The sequence below is a fragment of the Myxococcus sp. AM010 genome (assembly GCF_013372585.1).
GTDB classification, from domain to species: domain Bacteria; phylum Myxococcota; class Myxococcia; order Myxococcales; family Myxococcaceae; genus Myxococcus; species Myxococcus vastator.
Map to the genome: position 1 here is coordinate 107,384 of NZ_JABXEO010000008.1, position 14,963 is coordinate 122,346.

Sequence of the window (14,963 nt, forward strand, 5' to 3'; positions counted from 1 at the left end):
CATAACTCCTGTCAAACCCGAGGAGTGTGTAATTGAGCAGGCATTGAGGGGTGCTTTGGACCTTGGCTGGGGTGTGTTGGACCCGCAAATTCCAGACACAATCACCTGCGCGGAAAGTGTGGAAACACATCCTCCTGGAGCACCTGGCGCAGCTTCGGGAAGTTCAACGCCCACCTCACGCCCAGGCGCCACGGGGCGAACAGCACCGGGGGCACGCGGGGGAGCAGCGTCTGGGGCCACTCCAGGTACGCCTGTTCAATGGCGTCCATGTCCAGGTCCTGCTGTACGTCCACGCAGTAGGGGGCCACGTTGCCCGGAGGCTGGCCTTCCAGGAGGTCTGGCAGGCCCGGGGGCAGGAAGGTAGTGTGCAGCGTCATGCCCACGTCGAAGTTGCGGCTTCCCAGCCGGCAGATGGGGCCCTTGGTCAGGTCCTCGGAGTCGAAGACCCAGACCTCGTCGCCCGTGGAGTTCTCAGGCAGGTCTGGCGTCGGGTCCGACACGACGAGCGCCACCACGTAGCCCTTCCAGTGCGGCACCTGGGGGAACCGGGCGCTGGGGACGAACTGGGGCGCGAAGCCGAACCAGCCGGTGGGCAGCACGTAGCCCTCGAAGCGGCCGGAGTCGACGAAGAACTTGAAGAAGCTCGCCGCGCGCCCGTCGCGGATGGGCAGCGCGGACTTGTCCCCGACGACGGGCTTGTAGAGCTGGTAGAGCGCCTCCGGGACCATGTCCGCCGTGAAGCCGTCCGAGTTGAGGTAGAGCGCCAGCTCCTTCGAGGGCACCTTGCCATTCATCACGTGGCCCAGCAGCCGGAGGTGCGCCTCCAGTTCGCCATTCACCAGCCCGGCGTTGGAGAAGACCGTCAGGCCCCAGGTGAAGTCGTCATGTGAATACAGATTGGACTGGATGCGCTGCCGCTTCATGTCGATGCGGTGCACCCCCATGGAGCTGCGCGTGACGGGCACCGCCGTGGGCATCCCGGCCTGCCAGTCCTGCACGCGGTTGCCATTGATGAGCAGCTCGCCCGGCTCCAAGGTATGCGACAGGTCCTCGGTGGGCGAGTGCCCCACCACCAGGGTGATGACGTCGTCGGGGTTCTCATAGATGGCGGCGAAGTGCAGCCCGCCACCCCCGGCCTGGAAGCGGTGCGCGGACACGAGCGGCGGATTCTCCGGGTCCAGCGTCCCGGGTGACGTCTGGAGGTCCGCGCGACGCACCACCCAGAACACCGCCTGCGGGGCGGCGGGGGACGCCGTCAGCCACTCCACCGCGCGCTGCACCCGCGGCAGGAAGGGCACCGCCGCCTGCGCGGCGATCTGCCAGAAGTTGATGGGGAAGTTGGCGTCCAGCAGCACCACGTAGTCCCGCGTGGCGGCAATCTGATGCAGCGACGACGCCACCACCGGCTCGCCCGTGGCCGCGTCCATCAGCTTCCAGTGGTTCAGCCGGTTCTCTTCCGTGTCCCAGCTCACCAGCTGCGTGAAGCCCGGCCCCAGCGGCCACTTGGGCGCGTGGTTGGTGAAGAAGAGGCGGGGCCGCTTGTCGTCGGTGCGCGGTCCCATGCGCTCGGCGGGGTCGAAGGCCGGGTGGGCCGTGCTCTGCAGCAGCGGGAAGACCCACGGCGTGGGGAGGGCGCGGTTCCACTCGCGCAGGTAGCCCAGCGGCGTGTACGCCTTCAGCGTCTTGGGGTGGATGGCCCACGGGCGGCCCGCGTCCGTCGTCACCAGCAGCATCCGCTCGCCCTCGACCAGGAAGGGCGCCGTGTTGGGCGTCTCCTGCGGGCCCAGCGTGAGCGACACGTCCGCCAGCGTCGTCTCTCGGAAGCGGTTGAGCAGCCGCGTCAGGGGGCCTCGCGCCGTCGCGCCCGCGTCCACCTGCTGGCGTGTGAAATACGACGGTGTGCGCATGGTGGCGGAGGTGAACCGGGCGCCGCCCACCTGGAAGTCCAGGCGCATCACGAGCCCGTCCGAGGCCAGGGCCGGTGAGCCCGCGTGCACGCTGGGCCCCGCGACATAGACGTGACCCTGCAGGTCCGCTGGCAGCGCGCCGGCGAGCACCTGCAGCGGCTCGTTGACGTACTCCACCGGGCTGGTGGTCATCGCGTTGCGCGGCATGCCGGGCCTGAGTCCCGGTGGGACGTGCAGCCCGGGGAGGGCGTGGCCGTCCGGCTCACGCGAGTGGGAAGGGGACGCTTCAGTCGCCGCGGGGGCGGGGGACTTCAGGACGGATTCAGTGTCGGGCATGACGCCTCCGGAGGTTGGGTGAGTGCACGCCGTATCGGGTTGGGGGCGGGGACCGTAGCACGCGCGTCGTGACAGGCCGGTCAAGGCCGAACGGCCGGCCGCCGTGGGAGAGGGCGGCCCGCGGTACACTGCGAGGGGCCGGTGTGAGACACTCCCCGCTCCCCATGGTCGAAGACTCCAACTCAGAGCGACAAGTCGTTGGCGACCGCTACGTCCTGGAGCGGCGGCTGGCGGGCGGTGGCATGGGCACCATCTGGGTGGCGTTGGATCCCAAGCTCCAGCGCCGCGTGGCCCTCAAGCTGATGGCGGCCCACTGCGCGCCCGCGCCCCTGGCGCGCCAGCAGTTCGAATGGGAAGCGCAGGCGATTGCCCGCCTCCAGAATCCCCACGTCATCCAGGTCCACGACTGCGACCTCTCCGGCGAGACGCCCTACATCGTCATGGAGTGGCTGGTGGGCGAGGACCTGGAGGCCCTGCTGAACCGCCGCGGTCGGCTGTCCCTGGCCATGGTGGAGCGGTTGGTGACGCAGACGGCCCGCGCGCTCACCGCCGCGCATGCCGCGGGCGTCATCCACCGTGACCTCAAGCCGGCCAACCTCTTCCTCGCGCGCACGGAGCATGGCGAACAGGTGAAGGTGCTGGACTTCGGCCTGGCGCTCCTGATGTCCGGCGGCGCGGCCCGGCCGCACCCCGAGGAGGAGATGGCCGGCACGCCCCGGTACATGAGCCCCGAGCAGCTCCGGGGGCTGGCGCCGCGGCTGGACCACCGCTGTGACCTCTGGGCGCTGGCCGTGGTGGCGTACCGCGCGCTGACGGGACAGCACCCGTTCCCCCTGGAGTCGCTGCGGCAGATGCGCCTGGGCAACGTGCCGCCGCCGCCCGCGACGCCGTCCAGCCTGGCGCCGGAGCTGGGCACGGAGGTGGACGCCTTCTTCGCGCGCGCCCTGGACGTGGACCCCGCGCGCCGCTTCCAGTCCGCGCACGAGCTGGCCTCCGCCCTCACTCACGCGGTGGACGCGGGCCGGCCGTCGCGCCCGGCGAAGATCCTGGTCGTGGATGACGAGCCGGACATCGTCGTGCTGATGGAGCAGAGCTTCCGCAAGCAGATCCGCCGCTCCGTCTACCAGTTCCTCTTCGCCGCGGACGGCGAGGAGGCGCTGGAGGAGCTGCGCCAGCACCCCGACATTGAAGTCGTCCTGTGCGACATCAACATGCCGCGCATGGACGGGCTGACGTTCCTGTCGCGCGTGGGGGAGATCAGCGCGCTGACCCGGGTGGTCATCGTCTCCGCGTATGGCGACATGAGCAACATCCGCACGGCGATGAACCGCGGCGCCTTCGACTTCATCACCAAGCCCATCGACTTCCCGGACCTGGAGGCGACGCTCGTCAAGACGCTGAAGCACGTGCGCGAGCTGCGCCGCACCGTGCGCTACACGGAGGAGAACGGCCTGCTGCGCATGTTCGTCCCGGGCGCGGTGCTGGAGCGGCTGCCGCCGCTGCTCCAGGGCTCGGACGCCATGGCGGGTGAGTGGGTGGACGGCACGGTGGTGTTCATCGACGTGGATGCCTTCACGCCGGTGCTGCACCAGGAGGCGCCGCCGGAGTCCCTGCGCCGCCTCAACGCCAACTTCGAGGCCATTGTCCCGGAGCTGCTCGCGCGCGGCGGCATCGTGGACAAGTTCATGGGAGACGCGGTGATGGCCGTCTTCCGGGGCCCCGGGCACGTGGACCTGGCGCTGGAGGCTTGCCACGCCATCCACCGGCAGCTGGGCACGCTGGCGTCGCGTGGTGGCGAGGGCGCGCCCTACGCGCATGGCGTCTGCATGGGCCTGGACTCGGGCGACCTGGTGGCCGGCAGCGTGGGCGCGAAGGCCTCCGGCCGGCTGGACTTCACGGTGCTGGGAGACGTGGTCAACACCGCGGCGCGGCTGGCGGTACGGGCCGGGCGCGGGCAGGTGCTGGTCAGCGGCCGGGCCCAGGCGCGCGCGGCGTCACGCGTCCACCTGGTGCCCGTGGAGACGGGCCTCTTCGAGCTGGCCCGCGACGAGGGCCACGGCCCGCCAGGCACGGAGGACGCGACGGCCTTCCTGGCCCCGGCAACGGCGGCGAAGGGCCGCGGAACCACCCGGGGCGGCTGAGGGTGCTCCGCTCCCGGCGCACGGGAGCGGGGCAGGGGAGGCGAATCAGGCCTGGGTGACGCGCACCGTGGTCTTCATCTCACGGCCGGACGCCGGGTCGCGCGCGCGCATGGTGAGGATGCCCTCCACATTTACATCGAAGGTGATCTCCACCTGCGCGGAGCCGGCGCGGCCGGGCTGGATGCCGGAGAAGGTGAACTCGCCCAGCATGTCGTTTCGGGCCACCAGCTCGTTGTCGCCCTGGAAGATGCGCACGGCGAGCTCGGTCTGGTTGTCCATGCTGGTGGTGGCCAGCAGCTGCTTGGCGTTGGGAATGGCCGCGTTGCGCGGGAAGACGACGTGGAACGCGCCGCCCGCCTTCTCCAGGCCAATGGCCATGGGAATCACGTCCAGCAGCTGGATGCGCAGGTTGGTGTCGTCCTGCAGCGAGTGCGCGTAGAGCGCGGCGCCAATGGCCACCGCCTCGTCCGGGTGCACGCCCTTGCTGGGCGGCTTGCCGAAGAACTTGGTGAGCCGGTCCTGGACGATGGGCATGCGCGTCTGGCCACCCACGAGCATGACCTCGTCGACGTCCTTGGTGGACAGCCCCGAGTCCACCAGCACGCGCGCCACCATCTGCAGGGTGCGGTCCACGAGCTGGTTGGTGAGCTGCTCCAGCATCTTCCGGGTGAACTTCATCTCGATGTTCAGGGGCTGGCCCTGGGACGTCATCGTGATGAAGGGGATGTTGAAGGGGACCTCCTCGCGCGCGGACAAGTCGATCTTCGTGCGCTCGGCCAGGTCCTTGATGCGCTGCATGGCCACCGGGTCCGTGGCGAGGTCGATGCCCGTCTTCGCCGCGAAGTCCTTGAGGACGTGGTGGATGATGGCGTTGTCGAAGTCGATGCCGCCGAGGAACACGTCACCGCCGGTGGACTTCACCTCGAAGACGCGGTCGCGAATCTCGATGATGGAGACGTCGAAGGTGCCGCCGCCCAGGTCGTAGATGACGACCTTCTCCTTCAGCCCCTTGCCCACGCCGTAGGCCAGGGCCGCCGCGGTGGGCTCGTTGATGATGCGGACGACCTCCAGGTCGATGAGCTTGCCCGCGTCCTTCACCGACTGGCGCTGCCTGTCGTTGAAGTAGGCCGGCACCGTCACCACCGCCCGCTTGATGGGCATCTTCAGGTAGTTGGAGGCGACCTCGCGGATCTTCCCAAGAATCTTGGCGCTGATCTCCTGGAGGGTGAACTCCTTCTTCCCCACGTCCAGGGTGACGTCGCTCTGCTTGCCGGGGCGCATGTTGTACGCCACGACCTTCTTCATCGTGTCGACGACCTCGCTGCCGAAGCCCCGGCCCACCAGCCGCTTGGAGCCGTAGACGGTGTTGCGCGGGTTGAGCTGCCACTGGCGCTTGGCCTCGTAGCCGATGAGTTCGTTCCCCTTGTCGTCGATCGCGAAGATCGAGGGGATGGTGTACTCGCCGCCCTTGTAGGGGATGAGCTTGACGTTCCCGCTGTCCTCGACGATCGCCGCGCACGAGTTCGTCGTGCCGAGGTCGATGCCGATGATGGGCTCCTTGTGCATCTTGCTTGGACTCCGGGTGGGTAGGCCGCAGAGGAAGAAAAAGACCGTAGCGCACCCTCGCGTCGCGCGCGAGTTCACACACCGCGACGTTTGCCGCTCCCCGGGAATGCGGACCCGGGCTCCCTGCTTCCCCAGGAAGGGGCCGTGGCCCTCCCGGTGCCCGCCCGGTGGCCAGCAGCGCGTGCCCCAGCCGACAATGGCGGCCGGGGTGCTGGACATTGGTGGCCCGGGCGGAAAACTTGGTGTTGGTGGTGGATGACTGACCAGAGGAGAGTCAACTTGGACGCGAAGGGTTATCTGCAGGAAGTGGGCGCGCAGGTGAACGCCGACTTCGTCAAGAACCGGTCGATTCTCTCCTTCGAGGAGTATCTCTCCCTCTTCTTCAGCGACCCGAAGGGCCAGGCCCGCAACGCCGCGCAGTACCTGCGGGACGTGATGGACCACTTCGGCACCACCACGGTGCCGCACCCCACCGGCACCATCCGGCGCTTCCACGTCTTCGACGCGCCCGGCGGCGACCGGGACGACCGGGTGGCGGGCCAGGAGGAGGTGCAGAACGCCATCTACCGGCTGCTCGGCAACTTCGTGCGGGCTGGCCGCATCAACAAGCTCATCCTCCTGCACGGGCCCAATGGCAGCGCCAAGTCCACGCTCGTCAACGCCCTGAAAGAGGGCATGGAGGCGTACTCCCGGCAGCCCCAGGGGGCGCTCTACCGGCTCGCCTGGGTGTTCCCGTCGGAGAAGCTCATCAAGGGCTCCATCGGCTTCGGGGAGCGGGACACCGTCGGTGGGGAGATGACCACCTTCGCGCACCTGGAGGCGGAGTCCATTGACCTGCGCATGCCGTGCGAGCTGAGGGATCACCCGCTCTTCGCCGTCCCGCCCGGCGAGCGGCGCAAGCTGCTGGAGACCGCCCTCAAGAAGAAGGGCCTGGGCAACGGGGACGGGGAGAGCGGCGACTTCATCCTGTCCGACTACGTGCGGGACGGCGAGCTGTGCTCCAAGTGCCGCCGCATCTACACCGCGCTGCTCAGCTCCTACGGCGGGGACTGGCTGAAGGTGATGCGCCACGTCCAGGTGGAGCGCTTCTACGTGTCGCGCCGCTACCAGGTGGGCACGGTGACGGTGGAGCCGCAGATGAGCGTGGACGCCGTCGTCCAGCAGCTCACCGCGGACCGCACCCAGCTCAACGTGCCCGCGCCGCTGCACAGCACGGTGCTCTTCGAGCCGCACGGCCCCCTGGTCCACGCCAACCGGGGCCTCATCGAGTACGCGGACCTGCTCAAGCGGCCCCTGGAGGCCTTCAAGTACCTGCTGGGCTTCAGCGAGACGGGCGAGGTGCCGCTGGAGCCCTTCGTCCTCCAGCTGGACGAGGTGCTCATCGCGTCAGCCAACGAGAAGCACCTCAACGCCTTCAAGGAGCTGCCGGACTTCGCGTCGTTCAAGGGCCGCATCGAGCTGGTGCGCGTGCCCTACCTGCGCCGCTACCGCACCGAGCAGCAGATCTACGACGCGCAGATCACCTCCACCACCGTGGGCAAGCACGTGGCGCCCCACGCCACGGAGCTGGCGGCCATGTGGGCGGTGCTCACCCGGCTGAAGAAGCCCATCCCGGAGCGCTACCCGCAGGACGTGAAGGAGCTCATCGACCAGGTGACGCCGGTGGAGAAGCTGCACCTCTACGAGGAGGGCGCGCCGCCGGACCGGCTGAGCCTGGCCAACACCAAGGAGCTGCGCAAGCTGCGCGAGGAGCTGTTCACGGAGTCGGACGCGTACCCCAACTACGAGGGGCGCTCGGGCGCCAGCGCGCGCGAAATCAAGACGGCGCTCTTCAACGCCGCGCAGAACGCCGACTACAAGTGCCTCAACGCGCTGGCGGTGTTGGAAGAGCTGTCCGCCATCTGCAAGGACAAGAGCGTCTACGAGTTCCTCTTGCAGGAGGTGGTGGACGGCTACCACGACCATGACGCCTTCGTGCGGCTGGCGGAGGCGGAGTACCTGGACCGGGTGGACTCGGAGGTGCGCGAGTCCATGGGCCTGGTGTCGGAGGGGCAGTACCGCGAGCTGGTGGAGCGCTACATCCAGACCATCAGCCACTGGGTGCGCGGGGAGAAGATGCGCAACCGCGTCACCGGGGGGATGGAGGCGCCGGAAGAGCAGCGCATGGTGGAGGTGGAGGCCATCATCATGCCGCGCGGCGAGGACGCCACCGACTTCCGCCGGGGGCTCATCGCCTCCATCGGCGCGCACCGGCTGGACAACCCGGACGCGGACATGGACTACAGCCGCATCTTCCCGGACATGTTCAAGCGCCTGAGGGATCACTACTTCGAGGAGCGCAAGCGGGTGCTGCGCAAGAACAAGGAGAACGTCCTCAAGTACCTGTCCGAGGACCGCAACCAGCTCACCGCGCGCGAGCAGACGCAGGTGCAGAGCACGCTGAAGAGCATGGTGGAGCGCTACGGCTACTGTGAGGCGTGCGCGAAGGACGCCATCCTCTTCCTGATGAAGAAGCGCTACGCGTGACGGGGCAGGCGTCCGGGGCCCGCCTGGACGCCTGCTTTCAAAGCCGGAAAGGGCTCGGGATGATGGGAGCTGCCAGGGAGTTGTCCTGGCTGCATCCGTTTTCCCCCCCAGACCGGAGAGTCGATGACCCGCTTCCTCCTGGGCGCCCCCGCCCTGCTCGCCCTCGTGTCGTGCGCCGGTGCCCCGTCCCAGCCGGCCGCCGCCACCCCCGCGCCCCAGGTGGTGCCCGTCGTCGAGCGGGTCCTCGCGGTGCCGGACGCGCCGCGGATGACGCGCAAGGAGCAGGTGCGGCGCATCCTCCCCCACAACGTGCGGCTGCAGCTGGCGTCGAAGGGCAGGGTGCGGAGCACGGCGTCGGGCGTGGTGGTGGGGGCCGAGCGGGATGCGAACGGCGCCACGGTCGCCTGGGTGGTCACCAACGCGCACGCGGTGGTCATGGACGGGATGGAGGCGCCGGAGCTGCGCGTGCTGGTGGACCGCCGCGCGGAGTCGCTGGAGCACCGGGGCGAGGTGGTGGCCATGGGCCAGGTGCCTGACCTGGACCTCGCGTTGGTACGCGTGCCGGGGCTGGACCTGCCCGCGGTGGAGCTGGCGGACGACGCGGAGCTGGAGCTGGGTGAGGACGTGGTGGTGGCCGCCTCGCCGTTCGGCCGCGCGCTGTCGCTGTCCGGCGGCATGCTGTCCCAGGTTGAATGGGACAAGGAATCCCAGCGCCCGAAGATGGTGAAGACGGACGCCCCCATCGGCTACGGCGCGTCGGGTGGCGGCATCTTCAGCCTGACGACGGGCCGGTTGCTGGCCATCGTGGAGGGGTACCGCACCGCGAAGGTGGACTTCGAGGTGCAGGAGGAGAACTACAGCTTCGACGTGCCCATGCCCGGAGAGACGTTCGCGGCGCCCAGCGCGAAGGTGCGCCACTTCCTCCAGGCCAAGGGCTTTGGCCGGCTGCTGGCGCGCAAGCCCCTGACGGAGGGTGGCGTCGCACAAGCCGCCGGGCGTTAGTCCCTTCACGCGGTGTCCCGGTGCGCCGGGCTTGCCTAGCTGGAATCTCGACACCGCGCCAGAGCGGGGTACATCCGCCCGACGGGAGGTGTGGGATGGCCGGACGTGTGTCGTGGGATCAGTACTTCATGGACATCGCGACGCAGGTGGCCTCGCGCGCCACGTGTGATCGCAAGCACGTGGGCGCCGTCATCGTCCGGGGCAGGACCATCCTGTCCACCGGCTACAACGGCGCCATCCGCGGGCTGCCGCACTGTGATGACGTGGGCCACATGATGGAGAACGGCCACTGCGTGGCCACCGTCCACGCGGAGGCCAACGCCATCATCCAGGCGGCCACCAACGGCGTCAGCATTGAAGGGGCGACCATCTACACCACCGCCTCGCCGTGCTGGCCGTGCTTCAAGCTCATCGCCAACGGGGGCCTGGTGCGCATCGTGTTCGGCGAGTTCTACCGGGACCCGCGCATCTTCGAGTACGCGGCCCGGCTGAAGCTGGACCTGGTGGGGCTGGGCGAAGCCGCCCGGCCTCCCGCCTCGGGTACCTGATCACCCTGCACGGCGGGGCAGGACCGGCCGCTGCGCGCGGCGCCCGCGCGCTCCTCGATCGTCACCTGGAAGACACTCATGGCCGGACGTAAGTCCGCGCCGTGCATGGGGAATTTGCCGCTTCCGGCAAGAATTACCGACCCAGGGTTGACGATGTTGGAGTGGCTCCCTAACTCTTGGCTCGGTTGGGTGGCGGCGGGGGTGGATCAGGGAAAATCCCGAGGAGTTCCAGTTGGTTACATCGACAGCAATGTCAAATAGTGCATCCTCTGAGGAGGACGCGCAGCAGCCGGTGGTGGGCGCGGCCAGGTACCTGGCCGTCCCCACGCTCATGGACAGCCTGCTGCACGACGTCCGCAATCCGTTGAACGCGCTGGCCATCCACCTGGAGGTCCTGGCGGAGAAGCTGAAGGCGGAGACCGGGAGCGTGCCGCCGTCGCAGGAGAAGAACCTCAAGGCCATGCGTGATCAGATCCAGCGCGTGGACGGCATCCTGAAGCTGTTCAGCGACTTCGTCGTCTTCCGCGGCGGCGCGCCGGGCGTGGCGGACCTGTCGGAGGTCACCACGCGGGCGCTGGGCGTGCTGGGGCACGAGGGTCGCAAGCGCCGCGTCCAGGTCCAGGTGGCGGTGGAGGCGGGCGTCCAGGTCCACCTGCGGGACACGTCGGAGCTGGGCTTCCTCCTCATCCAGACGCTGCTGCGCGCCTTCCGCCGGGCGGAGAATGGCGGCTCGATCCGCGTCACGGTGCGCGGGGACGAGAAGAGCGCGGTGCTGGAGGTCGAAGACTCGGCCGGCGTCTGCCCCGAGCCCCTGCCCGACGCCGTGGCCGCGCTGCAGCTGCGCTGTTCTCAACTGGGCGTCGACCTGTACGTCCGGGCGGGGGTCTGCCGCCTGGGTTTCTCCCGCGCCTGAGTGTCACAGCCAGACGGGCCGGATCTTGATTTCGAGTCACGACAACTTCGCGTCACGACGCAGTACGGGAGGTCTTCACTTGGGCAGCGCACGAATCCTGGCCGTGGATGACGAACGCGACACGTGTGAGGCGCTGGCGGACATGCTCGGCGCCTGGGGACACAAGGTCGAGATCGCCTTCGACGGGCATGACGCCCTCCGCAAGGCAAACGAATTCCGGCCGGACGTGGTCCTGTCGGACCTGGCCATGCCGGAGACGGATGGGCTCTGGTTGCTGCGCAACCTGAAGGAGGAGCTGCCGGACTGCCCGGTGGTCTTCCTGACGGGGCGGGGCACCATCGACGCCGCGGTGGAGTCCATCCGCGAGGGCGCCTACGACTTCATCGTCAAGCCGCTGGATACCGCGCGGCTCAAGGTCTGCATCGACCGGGCGCTGGAGAAGAAGGAGACGATGCGCGAGGTGCAGACGCTGCGGCGGCGGCTGAAGCAGCTCGGCTCGTCGGACCTGATTGCCCAGTCCGCGGGCATGCGCAAGGTCATCGAGCTGGTGGAGAAGGTGGCGCCCTCCAAGGCCAGCGTGTCCATCAGCGGCGAGTCCGGCACCGGCAAGGAGGTGGTGTCCCGCGCGGTGCACAACCTGTCCCTGCGCCGCGACAAGCCCTTCATCGCCATCAACTGCGCGTCCATCCCGGCCACGCTCATCGAGTCCGAGCTGTTCGGCCACGAGCGCGGCGCCTTCACGGGCGCGGATCAGCGGCGGCCCGGCGTGTTCGAGATGGCCCACGGCGGCACGCTCTTCCTGGACGAGCTGGGTGAGATTCCCATCGAGCTGCAGGCCAAGCTCCTGCGCGTGCTGGAAGAGGGCAGGCTGCGCCGGCTGGGCGGCAAGGTGGAGATCGAGGTGGACGTGCGCGTGCTGTGCGCCACCAACCGCGACCTCAAGCAGGAAATAAAGAACGGGCGCTTCCGCGAGGACCTCTACTTCCGCCTCAACGTCTTCCAGATCCACCTGCCGCCCCTGCGCGAGCGCCGCGACGACGTCCCCATCCTGGTGCAGCACTTCGTGGACAAGTTCCGCGGCGACTCCGGCAAGCGCGTCAGCGGCGTGCACCCGGAGGCCATGGAGGTCCTGAAGCACTATGAATGGCCGGGCAACATCCGCGAGCTGCGCAACGCGGTGGAGCGCGCCGTCATCCTGTGCGACGGGGAGCTCATCACCCGCGAGCACCTGCCGCCCGACATGGCAGGCAAGAGCCCGGAGCGCCACACCTTCCGGCTGCCCTTCGGGCTGAGCCTGGACGCGGTGGAGCGCGAGTACATCCTGGGCAGCCTCCAGCGGAACGGGAACAACAAGGCCCGCACCGCCGAGGTGCTGGGGGTGAGCGAGAAGACGCTCTACAACAAGCTCAACCGCTACGCGGCCGAGGCCCGCGCGCAGCAGGCGCCCGGCGGCGGTGGCGGCCCCCTGGGCGGGCAGGGCAGCGACGGCGCGATGGGTGCCATGGGCACCAACTCGTTCGTCATCCGCTGACCTCATGGGTAGGAAATCCCCTTCGGATTCCGGGCCCTTGGCCTGGCTCGGAGGGGACGCCCGCCCAGGCGGCGACCCCGCCGCGAAACCCCCGTCAATTCTTGACTTTTGACCTCCGGACGGGGGATTCTTGGGGGGTCTCCCACCCACAGGGAGTGCCCGGCCGTACATGTTCCACGCCTCGGGCAACTCCAGCGGCGCCAATCGATTCGGGCGCCCCGGAGTGTGCATCGGGTGCCGCGGGGGGGCACAAGGAAGGCCACAACGCAATGAGCGACGCGCGAGTACTTCACTTCTTCGGCGGCAAAGGCGGGGTCGGCAAGACCACGCTCGCGGCGGCATATGCGTTGAGGCTGTTGGAGGAGGCGCCCAAGGAACGGGTGCTGCTCGTGTCGTTGGATCCGGTCCGCTCCCTGTCGGACCTGTTGAAGAAGAAGCTCCCGGCCAAGGCGACGAAGCTGGTCCCGGGCAAGGGAGAGGGCGGCGTTTACGGCCTGGAAGTGGAGCCGGCGGCGCTGATGAAGCCCTTCCTGGCGTCCTATCTGCCAGCGCTGGCGAAGGCCGCCGCGAAGGGCACGCACGTGTCGGAAGACGACATGGGCAAGCTGTATCAGCAGGCCGTGCCGGGGCTGGAGGAGCTGGTGGCGCTCTTCCACGTGGTGGATCTGCTGGAGGGCGAGGCGTTCGACCGCATCGTGGTGGACGCCGCGCCGACCAGCCACACCTTGCGGCTGTTCGACCTGCCGACGAGCCTGCGCAAGTTCCTGGGCCTGGTGAAGGCCGGTGGGGACAAGACGGAGGCGCCGGCGAAGAAGAGCAAGAAGGCGGCGGCCGCCGCAGAGGCGCCCGGCGTCCTGGAGCAGGTGGGGCAGAAGGCGGAGAAGCTGCTGGCGCTGCTGAAGGACCCCGCGCGCACGGCCTTCCACCTGGTGGCGCTGGCGGAGCCGGTGCCCGAGGCGCAGACGCGCATGCTCTTCACCCAGCTTCGCGAGCGCGGGCTGCCGGTGACGGAGATCGTCGTCAACCAGATCGAGGACAAGGAGGGCTGTCCCGCGTGCCAGGGCCGCCGCGGCCTGCAGGCCCCCCACGTCCGCAAGTTCCAGGCGCTGGACAAGGTGGTGCCAGTGCACCTGCTGGGCCGGCGTGAAGTGGCGCCGCGCGGGCTGGATGGCCTGGCGCTGCTCGCCAAGGCGTGGGCCGGTGGCAAGGAGACCAAGGCGCTGGAGTTCTCCGCGGCCGAGGGGCCTCCGGCGCTGGTGCGCGCGCCGTCCATGCCGCCCATCGCCGCGCCGCCGCTGCCGCCCACGCGGCTCATCTTCTTCGTGGGGCAGGGCGGGGTGGGCAAGAGCTCCTGCGCCGCGGCCGCCGCGGTGACGCTGACGGAGAAGGAGGGGCCGGTGCTCCTCATCTCCACGGATCCAGCGCACTCGCTGTCGGACGTGCTGCAGAGCCGCCTGACGGACACGGAGACGCAGGTGAAGGGCACCAAGGGCCTGTACGCGCGCGAGCTGGACATCGCCGGCTGGTTCAATGCCCTGCGCAAGCGGGTGAAGGAGAAGGCGGAGAAGGCCTTCGAGGGCGCGCCCCGGTCGGGCAGCGAGGTCCCCGCGGATCTGCTCTACCTGCGCAACCTGCTGGAGTGCGCGCCGCCGGGCATCGACGAGCTGGCCGCGCTGTCCTGCCTGACGGACGCGCTGGTGCAGGAGCGGTTCAAGCGCATCGTGGTGGACTCGTCGCCGGTGGTGACGTCCGTGCGCGTGGTGGAGCTGGCGGAGACGGCCAAGACGTGGCTGGGCGCGCTGCACGGGGTGCTCACCAAGCACCGCGCCAAGGGCCTGGGCGAGCTGGCGGATGACATCGCCGGGATGCTCAAGCACGTGAAGCGCTTCGAGGACGCGCTGGCCTCCCCGAGCGAGGCGCGCTTCGTGGTCGTCACGCGCGGCGAGGAGCTGGCCGCGGCCCGCACCGAGCGGCTGGTGGAGTACCTCAAGGAGAAGAAGCTCCCCGTGGAGCGGGTGCTCGTCAACCGCGTGGGCCCCAAGTCCACCTGCGAGAAGTGTGAGAACCGGCGCAAGCTGGAGCTCAACGCGGCGAAGGCCATCGAGAAGAAGCTGGGCCTGCCCGTCACCATGGCGCCGGCCCTGGGCCGCCACCCCGCGGGGCTGCGCGAGCTGAAGGCCTTCCGCACCGCGTGGTACGCGCTGTCGCCGCCGGCCGCGAAGATCAAGGCGGCCTGAGGTCCAGGTTCGTCGTGGAGCGGGCCCATGGGGGCCCGCCGGGCTTCCGTCCGCCCGGCGGGAGCGTCCCGGCCGTTCCGCAGCAGTAGAGGGGGCCGCCGCCACATCCGCCTCACGCCCTGATTCCACCCCGAAGAATCATCCCTTCCCACTCGCCCCCGCGCGCACCATGACGAAGCGCATCATGGGTGCCAAGGGTGTTGCGCGGGCCGTATCTGAAAGCGAGCGAGTGCCGCCGCGCGACTGATGGCTGGAT

The 14,963-nt window shown here is 69.2% G+C and carries 9 protein-coding genes; 7 read left to right on the forward strand and 2 right to left on the reverse strand.

Annotated elements, in window-relative coordinates; translation table 11 throughout:
- Positions 1 to 101 precede the first annotated feature (101 nt).
- Entirely contained in the window at positions 102 to 2,243 is a 2,142-nt protein-coding gene (locus HV826_RS06960; RefSeq protein ID WP_255217072.1) for a carotenoid oxygenase family protein, read from the reverse strand.
- A gap of 68 nt (positions 2,244 to 2,311) precedes the next feature.
- Here HV826_RS06960 and HV826_RS06965 point away from each other — a divergent pair, with 68 nt between their 5' ends.
- A complete protein-coding gene (locus HV826_RS06965) occupies positions 2,312 to 4,384 on the forward strand; it encodes a protein kinase domain-containing protein (protein WP_176416218.1) in 2,073 nt (690 codons plus the stop codon).
- A 45-nt stretch (positions 4,385 to 4,429) separates the two neighbouring features.
- Here HV826_RS06965 and HV826_RS06970 read toward each other — a convergent pair whose 3' ends face one another.
- The gene (locus tag HV826_RS06970) at positions 4,430 to 5,950 is read right to left on the reverse strand and encodes an Hsp70 family protein (protein WP_176411793.1); all 1,521 of its coding nucleotides are present in this window, start codon (positions 5,948 to 5,950) and stop codon (positions 4,430 to 4,432) included.
- Between the two features lie 279 nt (positions 5,951 to 6,229).
- On the opposite strand from HV826_RS06970, the gene HV826_RS06975 reads away from it, so the two are divergent.
- The 6 genes from HV826_RS06975 to HV826_RS07000 all read left to right on the forward strand — a co-directional run bounded on the left by HV826_RS06975 (position 6,230) and on the right by HV826_RS07000 (position 14,707).
- Positions 6,230 to 8,476 carry a PrkA family serine protein kinase gene (locus tag HV826_RS06975; protein WP_176416219.1) on the forward strand — a complete coding sequence of 749 codons (2,247 nt, stop codon included), beginning with the start codon at positions 6,230 to 6,232 and terminating at the stop codon, positions 8,474 to 8,476.
- A gap of 123 nt (positions 8,477 to 8,599) precedes the next feature.
- Positions 8,600 to 9,478, forward strand: a complete 879-nt coding sequence (locus HV826_RS06980) for a serine protease (protein ID WP_176416220.1) — start codon at positions 8,600 to 8,602, stop codon at positions 9,476 to 9,478.
- A gap of 95 nt (positions 9,479 to 9,573) precedes the next feature.
- A complete protein-coding gene (locus tag HV826_RS06985; RefSeq protein ID WP_163786031.1) occupies positions 9,574 to 10,026 on the forward strand; it encodes a cytidine/deoxycytidylate deaminase family protein in 453 nt (150 codons plus the stop codon).
- A 250-nt stretch (positions 10,027 to 10,276) separates the two neighbouring features.
- Positions 10,277 to 10,939 (forward strand): HAMP domain-containing sensor histidine kinase, encoded by a 663-nt coding sequence (locus HV826_RS06990; RefSeq protein ID WP_255208190.1) that lies wholly within the window; start codon positions 10,277 to 10,279, stop codon positions 10,937 to 10,939.
- Between the two features lie 79 nt (positions 10,940 to 11,018).
- Entirely contained in the window at positions 11,019 to 12,470 is a 1,452-nt protein-coding gene (gene nla6, locus HV826_RS06995; protein ID WP_176416222.1) for an enhancer binding protein Nla6, read from the forward strand.
- Positions 12,471 to 12,739: 269 nt separating this feature from the next.
- Positions 12,740 to 14,707, forward strand: coding sequence for an ArsA family ATPase (locus HV826_RS07000; RefSeq protein WP_176416223.1), 1,968 nt, complete (start codon positions 12,740 to 12,742; stop codon positions 14,705 to 14,707).
- Positions 14,708 to 14,963 lie beyond the last annotated feature (256 nt).

Coding starts and splice junctions, on each gene's coding strand:
- HV826_RS07000 (WP_176416223.1), top strand. CDS start 12,740: ATGAGCGACGCGCGAGTACTTCACTTCTTCGGCGGCAAAGGCGGGGTC.
- HV826_RS06960 (WP_255217072.1), bottom strand. CDS start 2,243: ATGCCCGACACTGAATCCGTCCTGAAGTCCCCCGCCCCCGCGGCGACT.
- HV826_RS06990 (WP_255208190.1), top strand. CDS start 10,277: ATGTCAAATAGTGCATCCTCTGAGGAGGACGCGCAGCAGCCGGTGGTG.
- HV826_RS06970 (WP_176411793.1), bottom strand. CDS start 5,950: ATGCACAAGGAGCCCATCATCGGCATCGACCTCGGCACGACGAACTCG.
- HV826_RS06980 (WP_176416220.1), top strand. CDS start 8,600: ATGACCCGCTTCCTCCTGGGCGCCCCCGCCCTGCTCGCCCTCGTGTCG.
- HV826_RS06985 (WP_163786031.1), top strand. CDS start 9,574: ATGGCCGGACGTGTGTCGTGGGATCAGTACTTCATGGACATCGCGACG.